15 protein-coding genes are annotated in these 16357 nt (G+C 66.4%); 2 read left to right on the plus strand and 13 right to left on the minus strand.

Translation table 11 applies throughout. The features are described 5' to 3' along the window. Positions 1-3 precede the first annotated feature (3 nt). From hutI to ACIGJC_RS12300, 9 genes are all read right to left on the minus strand, one after another. Positions 4-1275 (minus strand): imidazolonepropionase, encoded by a 1272-nt coding sequence (hutI, locus tag ACIGJC_RS12260; RefSeq protein ID WP_483709106.1) that lies wholly within the window; start codon positions 1273-1275, stop codon positions 4-6. Beyond that, the gene (locus ACIGJC_RS12265) at positions 1272-1865 is read right to left on the minus strand and encodes a HutD/Ves family protein (RefSeq protein ID WP_483709107.1); all 594 of its coding nucleotides are present in this window, start codon (positions 1863-1865) and stop codon (positions 1272-1274) included. The genes hutI and ACIGJC_RS12265 overlap by 4 nt, the downstream gene beginning before the upstream one ends. Further along, complete coding sequence (gene hutU, locus ACIGJC_RS12270; protein WP_483709108.1) at positions 1862-3562, minus strand: urocanate hydratase; 1701 nt, start codon at positions 3560-3562, stop codon at positions 1862-1864. The genes ACIGJC_RS12265 and hutU overlap by 4 nt, the downstream gene beginning before the upstream one ends. A gap of 17 nt (positions 3563-3579) precedes the next feature. Beyond that, positions 3580-5160, minus strand: coding sequence for a histidine ammonia-lyase (gene hutH / locus ACIGJC_RS12275; RefSeq protein WP_483709109.1), 1581 nt, complete (start codon positions 5158-5160; stop codon positions 3580-3582). Between the two features lie 88 nt (positions 5161-5248). Beyond that, positions 5249-6016: a histidine utilization repressor gene (gene hutC / locus ACIGJC_RS12280; RefSeq protein ID WP_483709110.1), complete on the minus strand. Its 768-nt coding sequence runs from the start codon at positions 6014-6016 to the stop codon at positions 5249-5251. Between the two features lie 5 nt (positions 6017-6021). Next, positions 6022-6801: an ABC transporter ATP-binding protein gene (locus ACIGJC_RS12285; protein ID WP_483709111.1), complete on the minus strand. Its 780-nt coding sequence runs from the start codon at positions 6799-6801 to the stop codon at positions 6022-6024. Continuing rightward, complete coding sequence (locus ACIGJC_RS12290) at positions 6801-7655, minus strand: ABC transporter permease (RefSeq protein ID WP_483709112.1); 855 nt, start codon at positions 7653-7655, stop codon at positions 6801-6803. Before ACIGJC_RS12290 ends, ACIGJC_RS12285 begins: the two co-directional genes overlap by 1 nt. A 16-nt stretch (positions 7656-7671) precedes the next feature. Further along, on the minus strand, positions 7672-8649 hold the full coding sequence (locus tag ACIGJC_RS12295) for an ABC transporter substrate-binding protein (RefSeq protein ID WP_483709113.1): 978 nt from the start codon (positions 8647-8649) through the stop codon (positions 7672-7674). Between the two features lie 309 nt (positions 8650-8958). Continuing rightward, complete coding sequence (locus tag ACIGJC_RS12300) at positions 8959-9936, minus strand: NAD-dependent epimerase/dehydratase family protein (protein WP_483709114.1); 978 nt, start codon at positions 9934-9936, stop codon at positions 8959-8961. A gap of 9 nt (positions 9937-9945) precedes the next feature. Between ACIGJC_RS12300 and ACIGJC_RS12305 the strand changes: the two genes are divergently transcribed. Together ACIGJC_RS12305 and ACIGJC_RS12310 are read left to right on the plus strand one after the other, a co-directional pair. Beyond that, positions 9946-11004 carry a CDP-6-deoxy-delta-3,4-glucoseen reductase gene (locus tag ACIGJC_RS12305; protein ID WP_483709116.1) on the plus strand — a complete coding sequence of 353 codons (1059 nt, stop codon included), beginning with the start codon at positions 9946-9948 and terminating at the stop codon, positions 11002-11004. 301 nt (positions 11005-11305) lie between these two features. Continuing rightward, complete coding sequence (locus ACIGJC_RS12310; protein WP_483709117.1) at positions 11306-12493, plus strand: acetylornithine transaminase; 1188 nt, start codon at positions 11306-11308, stop codon at positions 12491-12493. Between the two features lie 63 nt (positions 12494-12556). Here ACIGJC_RS12310 and ACIGJC_RS12315 read toward each other — a convergent pair whose 3' ends face one another. Genes ACIGJC_RS12315 through ACIGJC_RS12330 form a run of 4 tightly spaced genes read right to left on the minus strand, consistent with a single transcriptional unit; the run spans position 12557 to position 16185 of the window. Further along, positions 12557-13273, minus strand: a complete 717-nt coding sequence (locus ACIGJC_RS12315; RefSeq protein WP_483709118.1) for an ABC transporter ATP-binding protein — start codon at positions 13271-13273, stop codon at positions 12557-12559. 15 nt (positions 13274-13288) lie between these two features. Then, complete coding sequence (locus ACIGJC_RS12320; protein WP_483709119.1) at positions 13289-14065, minus strand: ABC transporter ATP-binding protein; 777 nt, start codon at positions 14063-14065, stop codon at positions 13289-13291. 13 nt (positions 14066-14078) lie between these two features. After that, a complete protein-coding gene (locus tag ACIGJC_RS12325; protein ID WP_483709121.1) occupies positions 14079-15236 on the minus strand; it encodes an ABC transporter permease subunit in 1158 nt (385 codons plus the stop codon). Positions 15237-15249: 13 nt separating this feature from the next. Then, positions 15250-16185 carry a branched-chain amino acid ABC transporter permease gene (locus ACIGJC_RS12330; RefSeq protein WP_011298876.1) on the minus strand — a complete coding sequence of 312 codons (936 nt, stop codon included), beginning with the start codon at positions 16183-16185 and terminating at the stop codon, positions 15250-15252. Between the last annotated feature and the right edge of the window lie 172 nt (positions 16186-16357).

Below are 16357 nucleotides of genomic sequence, written 5' to 3' on the forward strand. Positions count from 1 at the left end.
CTCTCATGCCCTCCCGCCATGTTGCGATGGCGCCGGATGGATGCGTCCCTGACGCACCACGGCAGCAGCCGGATTGCGGCCGAACCAGTAGGCCAGTTCGGCCGGGGAATCGACGCGCCAGAGCACGAAGTCCGCGGCACGTCCCATTGCGAGCAAGCCATGCCGGTCGGCTGCGCCTAGTGCGCGCGCCGCGTGCGTGGTCACGCCGGCCAGCGCCTCGGGCACGGTCAGGCGGAACAGCGTGCAGGCCATGTTCATCATGAGCAGGAGCGATGTCACCGGTGAGGTCCCGGGATTGTGGTCGGTGGAGATCGCCATGGGCACGCCATGGCGGCGCAGCAGCGCGATCGGCGGCAGGTTCGTGTCGCGCAGGAAATAGTAGGCGCCCGGCAGCAGCACCGCCACCGTGCCCGCGGCCGCCATGGCCGCCACGCCCGCTTCGTCCAGATGCTCCAGATGGTCCGCCGACAGTGCGCGATGGCGCGCGGCCAGCGCGGCGCCACCGAGGTTGCTCAATTGTTCCGCGTGCAGCTTGACCGGCAGGGCATGGCAGGCGGCGGCTTCAAACACGCGCTCAGTCTGCGCCAGCGAAAAGCCAACCGATTCACAGAAGGCGTCGACGGCATCGACCAGTCCTTCTTCGGCGAGGGCCGGCAGCATGGTGTTGCAGACCAGGTCGATGTAATCGTCGGCACGCCCCGCATACTCCGGCGGCAGCGCATGCGCGCCAAGGAAGGTCGTGTGCACCGACACCCCAAAGGCTTCGCCGAGCCGGCGCGCGACGCGCAGTTGCCGGCGCTCGGCCTCCAGTTCCAGGCCATAGCCGGACTTGATCTCGATGGCCGTCACGCCTTCTGCCAGCAGCGGCGCCAGGCGCGCAGCAGCCTGCGCGAACAGCGTGTCTTCATCCGCGGCACGCGTGGCACGCACCGACGACACGATGCCGCCGCCCGCTCGTGCGATCTCCTCATAGCTGGCGCCCGCCAGCCGCATGGCGAATTCATCGGCACGCTGGCCGCCGTAGACCAGATGCGTATGGCAATCGACCAGGCCCGGCGTGACCCATGCCCCGTCCGCATCGTGACGGGGCAGGCCGCGATAGTCGTCGGGCAGCTCGGCCTCGGGCCCGAGCCACGCGATGCGGCCCTGCTCGACCACCAGCGCGCCGTCGCGCACGGCGCGGTCCGGGTCGGCATCGGGCAGCAGGTGACAGTGGTGCCAGACGCCGTCGGCGGACCGGGCTTCGGGCAGGCCCGCAGCAACAGGCGCGGTCATTCGTCGGCCTCCGTTTGCAGCGTGATGCACAGGCACAGCGAATCGTCTTCGAGCGGCGCGAGCGCATGGAATGCCGCAGTGACGCCAGTGGGATACCAGACCCCCTCGTTGGCGCGCAGCGGCTCCATCAGGCTCGCGCCGGGATCGCGCCAGGCGCCCCGGAGCACGAACAGCGCCACGGCGTCCTCGCCCGAGTTGAACGAGAAGCCATGCCGCATGGCGTGGACGTGCGCGCGGCACACGCCGCGGCGCGACATCACGTTGAAGTCGCGCGTGGTGCCGGCGACGAGCGTGGCGTCCACGGCTACGTCGCCCGAAAACGCGAACGGTTCGCCGACGGTATCGAGGCGATGATCGAAGCTGCCGTCGGCGGCGCGCAAACGCACGCCGGCACCATCGAGCAGCACGATGTGCCGCTCGATGCCCGCGAAGGCCGAGAAGGGGCCGTCCGCCGCGATGTCGGCGACGCTGATGCGCCACGCAAAGTCATCGAGCCCCGCATCGGGTGGCCACACGGCGACTTCGCGCGTGGTGCCGCCGCCGTTCTTCCACGGCGTGGGAGAAAGGGTGTCGAGTGCGAAGCGGGTCATGCGCGGTCCACCATGGGCAGGTTGAGGCCCTTCTCGCGCGCGCAGTCGATGGCGAGGTCATAGCCGGCATCGGCATGGCGCATCACGCCAGTGGCCGGGTCGTTCCAAAGCACGCGCTCGATGCGCTTGGCCGCGGCATCGGTGCCGTCGCAGACGATCACGACGCCCGAATGCTGCGAGAAGCCCATGCCGACGCCGCCGCCATGGTGCAGGCTGACCCACGTTGCGCCGCCCGCGGTGTTCAGCAGCGCGTTGAGCAGTGGCCAGTCGGACACGGCATCGGAGCCGTCGCGCATCGCTTCGGTCTCGCGGTTGGGCGAGGCCACGGAGCCGCAATCGAGGTGGTCGCGGCCGATCACGATCGGCGCTTTCAGCTCGCCCGACTTCACCATCTCGTTGAACGCCAGGCCGGCGCGGTGGCGCTCGTCCAGCCCCACCCAGCAGATCCGTGCGGGCAGGCCCTGGAACGCGATGCGGTCATGTGCCATGTCGAGCCAGCGGTGCAGGGCCTTGTCCTCGGGGAACAACTCCTTCATCTTGGCATCGGTCTTGTAGATATCCTCGGGATCGCCAGACAGCGCAACCCAGCGGAACGGCCCCTTGCCGCGGCAGAACAGCGGACGGATATAGGCCGGCACGAAGCCCGGGAAGTCGAACGCATTCTTCACGCCTTCGTCGAACGCGACCTGGCGGATGTTGTTGCCGTAGTCCACGGTGGGCACGCCCATCTGCTGGAAGGCGAGCATCGCCTGCACATGCTTGACGATCGACGGACGCGCGGCCGACTCCACCGACTTCGGATCCTGCTGGCGCGCCTGCTCCCATTGCTCGACAGTCCAGCCTTGCGGCAGGTAGCCGTTGACGAGGTCATGCGCGGAGGTCTGGTCGGTGACGATATCCGGACGCATGCCGCCCGCCTGTGCGCGCTTGACGAGTTCCGGCACGATGTCGGCCGCATTGCCGAGCAAGCCCACCGAGATCGCTTCCTTCTTCTGCGTGGCCTCGGCGATCATCGCCAGCGCTTCGTCGAGCGTGGTGGCTTTCTTGTCGAGATAGCGCGTGCGCAGGCGGAAGTCGATGCGCGATTCCTGGCATTCGATCGCCAGCACGCACGCACCGGCCAGCACGCCGGCCAGCGGCTGCGCGCCACCCATGCCGCCCAGGCCCGCGGTCAGGATCCATTTGCCCGACAGGTCGCCGTTGTAGTGCTGGCGGCCCGCTTCGACGAAGGTCTCGTAGGTGCCCTGCACGATGCCCTGCGTGCCGATGTAGATCCACGAGCCCGCGGTCATCTGGCCGTACATCATCAGGCCGGCGCGATCGAGTTCGTTGAACTTGTCCCAGTTGGCCCAGTGCGGCACCAGGTTGGAATTGGCGATCAGCACGCGCGGCGCGTCCGGGTGCGTGCGGAACACGCCGACCGGCTTGCCCGACTGCACCAGCAGCGACTCGTCCTCGCCCAGGCGGCGCAGGCTGTCGAGGATGGCGTCAAAGCATTCCCAGTTGCGCGCGGCCTTGCCGATGCCGCCGTAGACCACCAGGTCCTGCGGACGCTCGGCTACGTCCGGGTCCAGGTTGTTCTGGATCATGCGGTAGGCCGCTTCGATCAGCCAGTTCTTGCAATGCAGCTGCGTGCCGCGCGGCGCGCGGATCTCGCGCTGGCCGCGCTGGAGGAATTGGGATTCGTGGGCGTTCATGAGGTCTCTCTCCTTGCTCAGGCGCTCTTGGTGTTAGTGGGCAGGATGTCGCGAACCGCCGCCGGCCACCCCGCGCCCGCATCCCCCTGCACCACCCACTGCTTCATCGCTTCGATATCCGGTGCCAGGTAGCGGTCCGCTTCCACGAACGCGACGCGCGCGCGGATGCGGGCCAGTTCGCTTTCGATCAGCGGCGATGATTTCAGCGGCCGATGGAATTCAATGCCTTGCGCAGCGGCCATCGCTTCAATGCCGACCACCACCGCGGTATTGGCGGCCATGTCGCCCAACCGGCGCGCGCCGTAGGTGGCCATCGACACATGATCCTCCTGATTGGCCGACGTCGGCAGGCTGTCCACGCTCGACGGATGCGCCAGCGACTTGTTCTCCGATGCCAGCGCCGCTGCCGTCACCTGCGCGATCATGAAGCCCGAGTTCAGGCCGCCATCGCGCACGAGGAACGGCGGCAGCCCGGACAAGCCCGTATCCAGCAGCAGCGCCAGGCGGCGCTCGGAGATCGCGCCGATCTCGGCGATCGCCAGCGCGATGATGTCTGCGGCGAACGCCACCGGCTCGGCGTGGAAGTTGCCGCCGGAGATCACGTCGCCCTGCTCGGAGAAGACGAGGGGGTTGTCCGAGGCGGCATTCGCTTCGATGCGCAGGATGCGCGCGGCGTGCTGCAGGTTGTCGAGGCAGGCGCCCATCACCTGCGGCTGGCAGCGGATCGAGTACGGGTCCTGCACGCGGCCACAGGCCTTGTGCGAATCGACGATCTCGCTGCCATCGAGCATCGCGCGCGTCGCGCCCGCCACGGCGATCTGACCCGCCTGCCCACGCGCTTCATGGATGCGCGCGTCAAACGGCTTGACCGAGCCCTTGATCGCTTCCAGCGACAGCGCCCCGGCCACGAGGCCGGCCGCGAAGGCATCTTCGGCGGCGAACAGGCCCGCCAGCGCTAGCGCGGTCGATACCTGCGTGCCATTGAGCAGCGCCAAGCCTTCCTTCGGACCCAGTTCGAACACGGACAGACCGGCAACTTCCAGACCTTCGGCGGCCGGCACGCGGCGGCCATCGACGATCACATCGCCCACGCCGATCAGCGTGCACGACATATGGGCCAGCGGCGCGAGGTCGCCCGAGGCGCCTACCGAACCCTTGCCCGGGATGCACGGCGTCACGCCGTGGTTGGCCAGCGCCAGCAGCGCTTCGATGAGCTCGGGCCGCACGCCCGAGTGGCCGCGCGCAAGGCTCACAGCCTTGATGGCGAGAATCAGGCGCACCGTGTCCTCGGCCAGGTCCGGGCCCGTGCCGACGCTGTGCGACAGCACCAGGTTGCGTTGCAGCGTGGCCAGCTTGTCATGGGGGATGCGCGTCTGCGCAAGCTTGCCAAAGCCGGTATTGATGCCATAGACCACGGCGTCGGCGTCGATGATGTCCTGCACGGTGGCCTGTGCGGCACGCACGCCGGCCCAGGCCGAGTCGGCCATTGCCACGCGCACTTCGCCGCGATAGATGCGGCGCAGGTCGGCCAGGGTGACCTCGCCCGGATGCAAGGTCAGCAACGGGCGGGAGGCGAGTTTGGTTTGGCTGGCGGTCATGAGTGAATCCTGTCTTGTATGTTCCTGTCTATACAGCTTAGAACAAAATTGGGATGGATGGCTGGCTTCTGTCCGAAATCAGTTGGAATCAGCCGAAGGCGGGATTGCCGTCGGCGCGGAAGCGGCTGCCGAGGCGGTAGCGGTTGCCCGGGTGCAGGCAACGCACGAAAGTCACCGGCACGCCGTTGGTCCAGGTGCGGCGGGTCAGCATCAGGCAAGGCTGCGTCGGCGGCATTTCGAGTTGCGCGGCCTGGTCGGGCGTGGCGGAAATGGCATCGACGACGTGCTCGACCTGGTCATAGGGCACATTGCGCAGCAGGTATTCGCCGGGCTTGATGCCGGTGAAATCCTGGCTGATGAAGTCCGGTGCCACGCGCGGGTTGACGTATCGGTCTTCCAGCTGCACCGGCACGCCGTCCTCGCGATGCACACAAACGGAATGGAACACCGATTCGCCGGTGCGCAGCTCCAGCGCCGCGGCCACTTCGATCGATGCGGCCACCCGCTCCACCAGGATCACGTCGCAGGCATAGTCATGCCCGCGCATGCGGATCTCGTCCTGCAGGTTGACCACGCTGAGCAGCGTGGACTGCGGCTTGTGCTCGGCCACGAAGGTGCCCACGCCGGCCACGCGCACCACCCTGCCCTGCTCGGACAGTTCGCGCAGCGCGCGGTTGACGGTCATGCGCGATACGCCGAAGCGGGTCACCAGCTCCTGCTCCGATGGCACCCGGTCGCCCGGCTGCCACGCGCCGCTCTGGATCTGGCGCGCGATGTACTCCTTCACCTGCTGGTAAAGCGCGGTGGGAGAGTTCGTAGCGGAGTTGGCTGGCCCTTGGCCGACGGCGTGGTTCATGGTGTTCAGTGCTCGGCCGCGGCCATGGCCTCGGCGCGGATCTCCTCGGTCAGCCGCGCCTTGAGCGCGGAAAACTCCGGCGACGTCTTGATCGTGTAATGGCGCGGATGCGGAAAATCGACCGCGATCTCGCTCTTGATCCGACCCGGCCTGGCGGAAAACACCGCCACCCGGTTGGCCATGAAGATGGCCTCGTCGATATCGTGGGTCACGAATAATACCGTCTTGCGCGAAGCTTCCCAGATGCCGAGCAGCAATTCCTGCATCAGCACGCGGGTCTGGTTGTCGAGCGCGCCGAACGGCTCGTCGAGCAGCAGGATCTTGGGATCATTGGCCAGCGCGCGCGCGATCGCGGTGCGCTGCTGCATGCCGCCCGAGAGCTGCTTGGGATAGTGGTGCTCGAAACCGCGCAAGCCCACGCGCTCGATGAAGAAGTCGCTGCGCTCGCGCTGCTCGGCCTCGCTCATGCCGCGCTCGCGCAGGCCGAAGCGCACGTTCTGTTCGATCGTCAGCCACGGGAACAGCGTATAGGACTGGAACACCATGCCGCGGTCGGCGCCCGGCCCGCTGACCGGCTGGCCGTCGAGCAGCACGGTGCCGCTCGTGGGCGTGTCGAGACCGGCGACGATGCGCAGCAGCGTGGACTTGCCGCAGCCCGACGGGCCCAGGATGGTGACGAAGTCGTTGTCGCGCACTTCGAAATCGACGGGCAGCAGCGCATGGGTCTGGCCGCCGCGCGGATTGGCGAAGGTGCGCGAGACCTGCTGGATGGACAGTGCGCTCATCAGATCGAACTCCACGGGAACAGGCGCTGGTTGGCCTGCTTGAAGACGAGGTCCGACACCAGCCCGATGCAGCCGATGACGATGATGCCGAAGATGATCTGGCCGGTATTCAGCAGCGCCTGGCTGTCGGTAATCATGTGGCCGATGCCCGAGGACGAGCCGATCAGTTCCGCGACGATCACGTAGGTCCAGGCCCAGCCCAGCACCAGCCGCAGGATCTCGGCAATCTCCGGCGCTGCGCCCGGGATCAGCACGCGCCTGACGATGCCTCGGCTGTTGGCGCCGAGTGTATAGGCGGCTTCCACCAGGTCCTTGCGCGCGCCGCCCACGGCGACCGCCACCATCAGCACGATCTGGAAGAACGAGCCGATGAAGATCACCAGCAGCTTCTGGGTCTCGCCGATACCGGCCCACAGGATCAGCAGCGGAATGAAGGCCGAGGCCGGCAGGTAGCGGCAAAACGAGACGAACGGTTCGAAGAACGCCTCGGCCGCCTTGTACGCGCCCATCAGGATGCCGAGCGGCACCGCGAGCACCGCCGCCAGCACGAAGCCGCCGAGCACGCGCCACACGGTCATGCCGATATCGCCGATGAAGTTGTACTCGGCGAACAGGGTCATGCCTTCGCGCGCCATCGTCAGCGGATCGGCCAGGAAGGTGCGCGGCACGAAACCGCCCAGCGTGACCACGGCCCAGACCGCGAAGAACAGCACGAAGAAGGACAGGCCCAGCACCCAGCGCGCGTGCGGCGACACCGGCACCAGCGGCGACAGCCACGGATGCCGGCGGCGCGCCGGTGCCGCCTTCGCCGCCATGGCGACCGGCGCCGGGGAACTCACTTGAACTTGCGCCATGACATCGGCCCCTTGCTTACTTGAGGAAGCGTGCGTCGTACAGCGCGGTGACGTCCGGCACCTGGCGGATCACGCCGATGTCGAGCAGCACGCCGGCGGCTTCCTTGCTGAAGCTGGCCAGTTCGCCGGAGAAGAACTTGCGGTTGGCGTCGCGGTCCTGCCAGCGCAGGTAGGCCGACGACTTCGCGAACTGCTCGCCGGTCTGCTTGACCGCCGCGCCCATGATCTCGTTCGACTTCCCGGGCTCCTTTTGGATCATCTCGATCGCTTCGAAGTAGCTGTCGACCAGCGCCTGCGCGGCCTTGGGATTGTCCTTGAGCCACTTGGGCGCACAGCCGAGCGTGTCGGTCACCATCGGATAGTCGAGCGTGGTGGCCAGGATCTTGCCCTTGTCCGGGTTCTGGCGAACGGTGGACAGGTAGGGCTCGTAGGTCATGGCGCCGTCGTTCTGGCCGGCGACGAAGGCCTGCGCGGCCGCCTGCGGCGACAGCGTGGTGGTTTTCACGTCCTTGAGCGTCATGCCGTTTTTCTTGAGCATCCACGCCAGGCCGAAGTACGGCGCGGTACCGGGCGCGTCCACGCCGATGGTCTTGCCCTTCAGGTCGGCAAAGCCCTTGACGTCGGCGCGTACGGCCAGGCCATCGGCGCCGTAGGACTTGTCGAGTTGCACGATCTGCGTGATCGGCACGCCGTTGGCGTTCCAGGCGACGTGCGTTTCCACGGTGGTGGCCGCGCACTGGATCGCGCCGGAGGCCAGCGCGAGATGGCGGTCCTTCTGCGGAATCATCTTGATGTCCACGTCGACGCCATGCTTCTTGAAGATTCCTGCCTTGTCGGCCAGCGTCAGCGGCGCGAAGCCGGTCCAGCCGCTCATGCCGAGCGTGACCTGCGTGGTTTGGGCATGGGCCACCCCTGCCATGGCAACGGCTGCCAGCAGCGACGCACGGGCCACGCGCGTGGCGGCCTGACTTGCAATCCGGCTCTGAATCCTCATCGGTAAGCTCCTTTGGTTTGTCCGTCAGCGGCGGCGCCATGCGTGTGGCACTGCTCGTGTCCGGGGGATTTTACAATCCTGTATATACAAGTCAACGTAGTAGTTGCCCGGGGCATGGCGTACGTAAGGCATCGATTTGCGCACTTCCGTGGCGTGCTTCGGCACCAGGTGCGCGAGGAAGCCGCTTTGGCAAGCGCGGCCGATGCACGGTGGCGGGGCAAAAAGCCGGTCGCTGTATAGACAGGAAGGATGCGGCCGATGGAAAGGCAAGCGCCGTGCCTGAAACGGCACGGCGCGGACTCTTGCGACTCAGGCGTCGAAAAAAGACGAGACGGTGGGATAGCGCAGCCGCAGGCGCAGCTCGCGCTTCAGGCGCCGGTTGTCGAGGCGGCGCGATTCGCTCATGAAGCTGAGCAGCGTGGGATCGATCACTTCACGCGCCTGCTGGCGTGTGATGCGCGGCGGCCGTGGCAGGCCACGGCGGTCGGCCACCAGGTCGAAATAGTCCGCCATGCGCAACTCGGTGTCGTCGCTCGCATGGACCACGCGCTGGGGCCTTCCGCGGAACAGCGCGGCGACCATGGTGCGCGCGAGGTCGTCGGCGTGGATGTGGCTGGTATAGACGTCGTCCTGCGGCGCCAGCGCCGGCGTGCCGCGCTTCAGGCGCGCCAGCGGCAGGCGGTCCTCGGCGTAAATGCCAGGAATGCGCACGATGCTGGTGCGCCAGTTCCCCGCACGGCCGAACTCGCGCACGGTGCGCTCGGCCGCCACGCGGCGTCGCGCCCGCGCAGTCTGCGGGCGAAGGCGGGCGAATTCGGCCACCCGGGCGCCGGCCCGGTCACCATAAACCCCCGATGTGCTGGCATAGACAAAGGCCGGACGGGCCCTGCGGCGCTCGGGTAGAATGACGGGCTCGCCGGCGTGCGCCCGGGCGCGGCGCCGGGCGGTGCGGCGCAGGGTGGCGAGCAAGGCGCGCGTGCGGGGATCGCCCTCACCCGACCCGGGTGGCGGCGCCAGGTCCAGCACGCGATCCGCCAGGCCGCGCAGGCGTGCCAGCGTGGCGGGCCGGTCCAGGTCCGCGACCAGCGGCACCGCGCCGGCGGCACGCAGTTCGGCCCGGCGCGCCGGCTGCGACGTCACGGCAAAGACACGCATGCGCGCCGACAGGATTCGCAGGCAGCGCGTCCCCACATCCCCGCACCCGACGATCAGCAGGCGCGGGCGGCCCAGGCGAACGGCAGGGCCCGGACGGCGCGATGGCTGCAGCTTCTTAAGAATTTCGCTCATAGATCGATTATGGCTTATCAAGTCACCGTAATGCCCAGCGGCCACAAGTTCGAAGTGGCTGCCGATGAAACCATCCTGGGCGCGGCCCTGCGCCACAGCATCGGCCTGCCCTACGGCTGCAAGAACGGCGCATGCGGCTCGTGCAAGGGCCGCGTGCTGGCAGGCACGATCGTACAGGGCGACCACGCCCCCGCCGCGCTGACCGAACAGGAAAAGACCGAGGGCCGCGCGCTGTTCTGCTGCGCCAACGCCAGCTCGGACATCACCATCGAAAGCCGCGAGGTCCACGGCGCGGGCGATATTCCCATCAAGAAGGTGCCGTGCCGCGTCACCTCGCTGGAACGCCTGGCCGACGATGTCATCGCCATCAAGCTGCAACTGCCCGCCACCGAGCGCATGCAGTACCTGGCCGGCCAGTACGTGGAATTCCTGCTGCGCGACGGCAAGCGCCGCAGCTATTCGATCGCCACGCCGCCGCATGAGGACGGCCCGATCGAACTGCATATCCGCCACATGCCCGGCGGCGCGTTCACCGACTACGTGTTCGGCGCCAAGGAAGGCGCGCCGGCCATGAAGGAGCGCGACATCCTGCGTTTCGAAGGCCCGCTGGGCAGCTTCTTCCTGCGTGAAGAGTCCGAAGCGCCGATCGTCCTGCTGGCTTCGGGCACGGGCTTCGCGCCGATCAAGGCCATCGTCGAGCACGCCGCCTACACCGGCATCACGCGCCCGATGACGCTGTACTGGGGCGGCCGCCGGCCGAAGGACCTGTACATGCACGCGCTGTGCGAGCAGTGGGCACGCGACCTGCCCAACTTCCAGTACGTGCCGGTCATCTCCGACGCGCTGCCGGAAGACAACTGGAGCGGGCGCACCGGCTTCGTCCACCAGGCCGTGATCGCGGACCACCCGGACCTGTCCGGCCACGAGGTCTACGCCTGCGGCGCCCCGGTGATGATCAACGCCGCCCGCACCGACTTCACCAAGCAATGCAAGCTGCACGAAGACGCGTTCTTCGCGGACTCGTTCACGTCCGAGGCCGACATGCACGCCGCTGCGCCAGCTGCCTGAAGCGGACCGCCAGGCCGTTCCGTCAGCACAACAATGCCCCCGACCGCCAAAATTCGTTTTGACACCGGGGGCCATGCGTCTTATATTTGCCCGCATGAACGCCGCCATGATCCGACGCAGTTTCCGTACGATGCTCCCCACCGGGGTGCCGCGCGGCTGACCGTCGACAGCGTCTGTTCAGGTCAACAAGCCACGGGCAACCCCCGTGGCTTTTTGCTTTGGGCCGTGCCCTTGCGGGTTTCGACCTGTTTGTCCCTTCGCCATCCCGTCTAACGATTTACGCCGACCCCTGGAGTCCGCCATGGCATTTGCCGAGTATCCCGTTCAATCCCTGATGTACATCACCAACCGGCCCGAGCTCGTCTTCACCGAGGGCAAGGGTTCCTGGCTGACGGACCACAACGGCAAGCGATACCTGGACTTCGTGCAAGGCTGGGCAGTGAACTGCCTCGGCCACTCCAACCAGGGCATGGTCGACGCCGTGGTCGCGCAGGCGGGCAAGCTGATCAACCCGAGCCCGGCGTTCTACAACGAGCCGATGATCAGGCTGGCGAAGCAACTGACCGACAACAGCTGCTTCGACAAGGTCTTCTTCGCCAACAGCGGCGCCGAAGCCAACGAAGGTGCGATCAAGCTCGCGCGCAAATGGGGCCGCAAGCACAAGAACGGCGCGTTCGAGATCATCACCATGGACCACAGCTTCCATGGCCGCACGCTCGCCACCATGAGCGCATCGGGCAAGGCCGGCTGGGACACCATCTTCGCGCCGCAGGTTGCGGGTTTCCCGAAGGCCGACCTGAACGACCTGGCCTCGGTGGAAAAGCTCATCAACGACAAGACTGTCGGCATCATGCTCGAGCCGGTGCAGGGCGAAGGCGGCGTGATCCCCGCCACGCGCGAGTTCATGCAAGGCCTGCGCGCGCTGGCCGACAAGCACAAGCTGCTGCTGATCGTCGACGAGGTGCAGACCGGTTGCGGCCGCTGCGGCACGCTCTTCGCCTATGAGCTGTCGGGCGTGGAGCCGGACATCATGACGCTGGGCAAGGGTATCGGCGGCGGCGTGCCGCTGTCGGCGCTGCTGTGCAAGGCCGAAGTCGCCAGTTTCGAAGCCGGCGACCAGGGCGGCACCTATAACGGCAACCCGCTGATGACGGCCGTGGGCAGCTCGGTGATCGAACAGCTGACCGCGCCCGGCTTCCTGGATGACGTCAACGCCAAGGGCGAGTACCTGAAGGAACAGCTGCTGGCGCTATGCGGCGAATTCGGCCTGGAAGGCGAACGTGGCGAAGGCCTGCTGCGCGCGCTGCAGCTCGGCAAGGACATCGGCCCGCAACTGGTCGAGGAAGCCCGCGACATGGGACCGGAAGGCATGCTGCTGAACGCGCCGCGCGCCAACCTGCTGCGCTTCATGCCGGCACTGAACGTGACGCGCGAAGAGATCGACCAGATGATCGGCATGTTGCGTGCGCTGCTGAAGAAGCTGGCCTGATCGCATTGCGCTTCAAAACAAAAAGCCCCGCTTTCGCGGGGCTTTTTGTTGCTGCCGAGCGCCTTACTCGCCCAGGTACGCCGCCCGGACCTTGGGATCATCCAGCATCTGCTTCGCCTCGCCGCTCATCGTGATCAGGCCCGACTCCATCACGTAGCCACGGTGCGCGGCCTGCAGCGCCAGGCGCGCGTTCTGCTCGACCAGCAGCACGGTCACGCCCTGTGCCGAGACGTCGCGCACGACTTCGAAGATCTTCTCGACCATGATCGGCGACAGGCCCATCGACGGCTCGTCGAGCAGCAGCACCTTGGGCTGGCTCATCAGCGCGCGCGCCATCGCCAGCATCTGCTGCTCGCCGCCCGACATGGTGCCCGCCAGCTGGTTGGCCCGCTCCTTCAGGCGCGGGAAGATGCCGAACATGCGATCGACATCGTCCTTGATCTTGCTGTCGTCGCTGCGGGTGTAGGCGCCCATCTGCAGGTTCTCGGTGATGGTCATGCGCGCGAACACGCCGCGCCCTTCCGGCACCATCGCCAGGCCGCGCTTGAGCAGCGCGTAGCTGGGCACGCCCTTGATGGACTTGCCCATGTACTCCACATCGCCGCCCGCCCAGCCTTGCAGGCCGGTGATGGCCTTCATGGTGGTGGTCTTGCCGGCGCCGTTGGCGCCGATCAGCGTCACCAGTTCGCCATCGTTGATTTCAAGGTCGATGCCCTTGACGGCCTGGATGCCGCCGTAGGCAACCTTCAGGCCGGAGATCTTCAGTACTGTCTGTTTCATTGCTGTCCTCCCGCCTCAGTGCGCCGACGAACCCAGGTAAGCCTCGATCACCGCCGGGTTGCTCTGTACTTCATGCGGCAGCCCTTGCGCGATCACCTTGCCGTAGTCCAGCACGGTCAGGCGGTTGCACAAACCCATCACCAGCTTCACGTCGTGCTCGATCAGCAGGATGGTCTTGCCATCGCCCTTGATCTTCTCGAGCAGGCCGCGCAGCTCCACTTTCTCGGTCGCGTTCATGCCGGCAGCCGGTTCGTCCAGCGCCAGCAGCTTGGGCTCCGTCGCCAGCGCGCGGGCGATTTCGAGCCGGCGCTGGTGGCCGTACGACAGGTTGCGCGAGGTGAAGTTGGCGTACTTGCCGATGCCGACATAGTCGAGCAGGTCATGCGCCAGGTCCTCGATGCCCTCTTCCTCGCGGCGCACCGCCGGCGGACGGAAGATCGCACCGAACAGGCCGGCCTTGGAACGCACATGGCGTCCAACCATCACGTTCTCGAGCGCGGTCATGTCGCCGAACAGGCGGATATTCTGGAACGTACGGGCGATGCCGGCCTTGGCCACCTCATGCACGGCGGTCGGCCGGTAGGGCTTGCCGCCCAGCACGAATTCGCCGGAATCGGGCGTGTAGAGACCCGTGATGACGTTGAAGAACGTGGTCTTGCCGGCGCCATTGGGGCCGATCAGGCCGTAGATTTCGCCCGGCTTGATCTCCAGACCGACCTCGGACAGCGCCTGCAGGCCGCCGAAACGCTTGTTCACCCCCTGTACCGACAGGAGGAAATTGTTATTGCTCATGTTGTCCTCCTGGTCAGAAACGGCCCACGCTGCCCGCGCGGCGTGCGACGGGGCGATCTTCCTTGCGCGGCGACGGCCAGATGCCCGCCGGGCGATACAGCATGACACCGACCAGGGCCAGGCCGAAGAGCAGCTGGCGCAGGACTTCCGCATCGACGATCACATGGCCAAAGATGCCGGTCTGGATCGGCTCCGCCACCACGCGCAGCAGTTCCTGGAAGCCGACGAGCAGGATGCCGCCCAGGATCACGCCCGGGATATGGCCCATGCCGCCGAGCACCACGATCGCCAGCACATAGATCGATTCCCACAGCGTGAACGATTCCGGCGACACGAAGCCCTGGAACGCGCCGAACACCGCACCGGAGGCGCCGCCGAACGACGCGCCCATGGCGAAGGCCAGCAGCTTGATGTTGCGGGTGTTGATGCCCATCGCCTTGGCGGCGATCTCGTCTTCGCGAATGGCGACGAACGCACGGCCAATACGCGAGTTCTGCAGCCGCAGGCACACGAACACGATCACGATGACCAGGGCCACCAGCAGGTAGTAGTACATGAACACCGGCGAGAACTTGAGGCCGAAGATATCGTGCGTCTTCGAAAAGTCGAAGCCGAAGATATGGACCGGGTCCACCGCGGTAATCCCTTTCGGCCCGTTGGTGATGTTCACCGGGCGGTCGAGGTTGTTCATGAAGATGCGGATGATCTCGCCAAAGCCCAGCGTCACAATGGCCAGGTAGTCACCGCGCAGCTTGAGGGTCGGCGCGCCCAGCAGCACGCCGAAGGTGGCTGCCACCAGGATCGCCAGTGGCAAGACCCACCACATCGACAGGTGCAGCCCATTGGGGAACAACTGGTGGATCCACTCGAACTGGTTGGCCAGGTGCGGCGAGCCGAGCAGCGCCATCATGTAGGCGCCGACCGCGTAGAACGCGATGTAGCCCAGGTCGAGCAGGCCGGCGAAGCCCACCACGATGTTCAGGCCCAGCGCCAGCATGATGTACAGCAGCGCGAAGTCGAGCACGCGTACCCAGTAGTTGCCGCCCAGGGTCTGGACGAAGAACGGGGCGCACAGGGCGATCACGAGGAAGCCGACCAGCGCGGCCAGGGTTTTCGCCGGAACTTTGGACGGCGCGGCGACGGCGGCCGTGGATGGAATCGGAGTATTCATGGATTCGCTCCCCTCAGGCACGGTCAGCCACGCGTTCGCCCATGATGCCGGACGGACGGAACACAAGTACGGTAATCAGCACAATGAACGCAAAGACATCCTGGTAGTTGGAACCAAAGACGCCGTTGGTCAGGTCGCCGATATAGCCGGCGCCCAGTGCCTCGATCAGGCCCAGCAGCATGCCGCCGACCATGGCGCCGGCCAGGTTGCCGATGCCGCCCAGCACCGCGGCGGTGAACGCCTTCAGGCCGGGAATGAAGCCCATGTAGAAGTGGGCGTTGCCATAGTTGGTGGCCATCATCACGCCAGCCAGCGCGGCCAGCGTCGCGCCGATCATGAACGTGGCGGAGATGACGAAGTTCGGGTTCACGCCCATCAGGCCGGCAACCTTCTGGTTTTCGGCAGTGGCGCGCATGGCGCGGCCCAGCTTGGTGCGGTTGACCAGGGCCAGCAGGCCGGCCATGACCATCACGGCGAGGCCGATGATGACCATTTCCTTGCCGGTAATGGTGGCGCCGGTGGAGCCGATGTCGATCGGTTCGGAAGGCAGCAACTGCGGGAAGGTCAGCGGGTTGCGCGACCAGATCAGCATGCCCGCGGTCTGCAGGATGATGGAAACGCCGATGGCGGTGATCAGCGGCGCCAGGCGCGGTGCATTGCGCAGCGGCCGGTAGGCGATCCGCTCGATGGAATAGGCCAGTACAGCACAGACCGGCATGGCGATGAGCGTGGCAATCACCAGCGTCAGCCACTCGGGCAGCCCGGGAGCGAATTTCTGCAGCCCCAGAATCGCTGACAAAGCGGTCAGCGCGCCAATCATCAGGACGTCGCCGTGGGCGAAGTTGATGATGCCTAGAATGCCGTAGACCATGGTGTAGCCCAGTGCGATCAGCGCATAAATGCTGCCGAGCACCAGACCGTTCACGATCTGCTGGATAAAGATATCCATGAAAACTCCTGCTTCAGCCCCGGTTCTTACGGCATGGTGTGGATGCCGGAGGGACCATGGTGCGAGATGGGTAGGTGAGTGTGGTGGGTTGCTGGTAAGCGGCCTGCCCTGTTCCATCCTTGGTAAGGATGCTTCTACATTAGGCGAGGCTAAAAAGAACGGCACCGCAAAA

This window comes from Cupriavidus sp. C3SS-1 (assembly GCF_057073755.1).

What these genes read in the sequence shown, in the direction of transcription:
- hutC (WP_483709110.1), bottom strand. Translation starts at nt 6,016, where the DNA reads ATGAACCACGCCGTCGGCCAAGGGCCAGCCAACTCCGCTACGAACTCT.
- ACIGJC_RS12315 (WP_483709118.1), bottom strand. Translation starts at nt 13,273, where the DNA reads ATGAAACAGACAGTACTGAAGATCTCCGGCCTGAAGGTTGCCTACGGC.
- ACIGJC_RS12320 (WP_483709119.1), bottom strand. Translation starts at nt 14,065, where the DNA reads ATGAGCAATAACAATTTCCTCCTGTCGGTACAGGGGGTGAACAAGCGT.
- hutU (WP_483709108.1), bottom strand. Translation starts at nt 3,562, where the DNA reads ATGAACGCCCACGAATCCCAATTCCTCCAGCGCGGCCAGCGCGAGATC.
- ACIGJC_RS12310 (WP_483709117.1), top strand. Translation starts at nt 11,306, where the DNA reads ATGGCATTTGCCGAGTATCCCGTTCAATCCCTGATGTACATCACCAAC.
- ACIGJC_RS12300 (WP_483709114.1), bottom strand. Translation starts at nt 9,936, where the DNA reads ATGAGCGAAATTCTTAAGAAGCTGCAGCCATCGCGCCGTCCGGGCCCT.
- ACIGJC_RS12290 (WP_483709112.1), bottom strand. Translation starts at nt 7,655, where the DNA reads ATGGCGCAAGTTCAAGTGAGTTCCCCGGCGCCGGTCGCCATGGCGGCG.
- ACIGJC_RS12265 (WP_483709107.1), bottom strand. Translation starts at nt 1,865, where the DNA reads ATGACCCGCTTCGCACTCGACACCCTTTCTCCCACGCCGTGGAAGAAC.
- ACIGJC_RS12305 (WP_483709116.1), top strand. Translation starts at nt 9,946, where the DNA reads ATGGCTTATCAAGTCACCGTAATGCCCAGCGGCCACAAGTTCGAAGTG.
- ACIGJC_RS12285 (WP_483709111.1), bottom strand. Translation starts at nt 6,801, where the DNA reads ATGAGCGCACTGTCCATCCAGCAGGTCTCGCGCACCTTCGCCAATCCG.
- hutI (WP_483709106.1), bottom strand. Translation starts at nt 1,275, where the DNA reads ATGACCGCGCCTGTTGCTGCGGGCCTGCCCGAAGCCCGGTCCGCCGAC.
- ACIGJC_RS12295 (WP_483709113.1), bottom strand. Translation starts at nt 8,649, where the DNA reads ATGAGGATTCAGAGCCGGATTGCAAGTCAGGCCGCCACGCGCGTGGCC.
- ACIGJC_RS12330 (WP_011298876.1), bottom strand. Translation starts at nt 16,185, where the DNA reads ATGGATATCTTTATCCAGCAGATCGTGAACGGTCTGGTGCTCGGCAGC.
- hutH (WP_483709109.1), bottom strand. Translation starts at nt 5,160, where the DNA reads ATGACCGCCAGCCAAACCAAACTCGCCTCCCGCCCGTTGCTGACCTTG.
- ACIGJC_RS12325 (WP_483709121.1), bottom strand. Translation starts at nt 15,236, where the DNA reads ATGAATACTCCGATTCCATCCACGGCCGCCGTCGCCGCGCCGTCCAAA.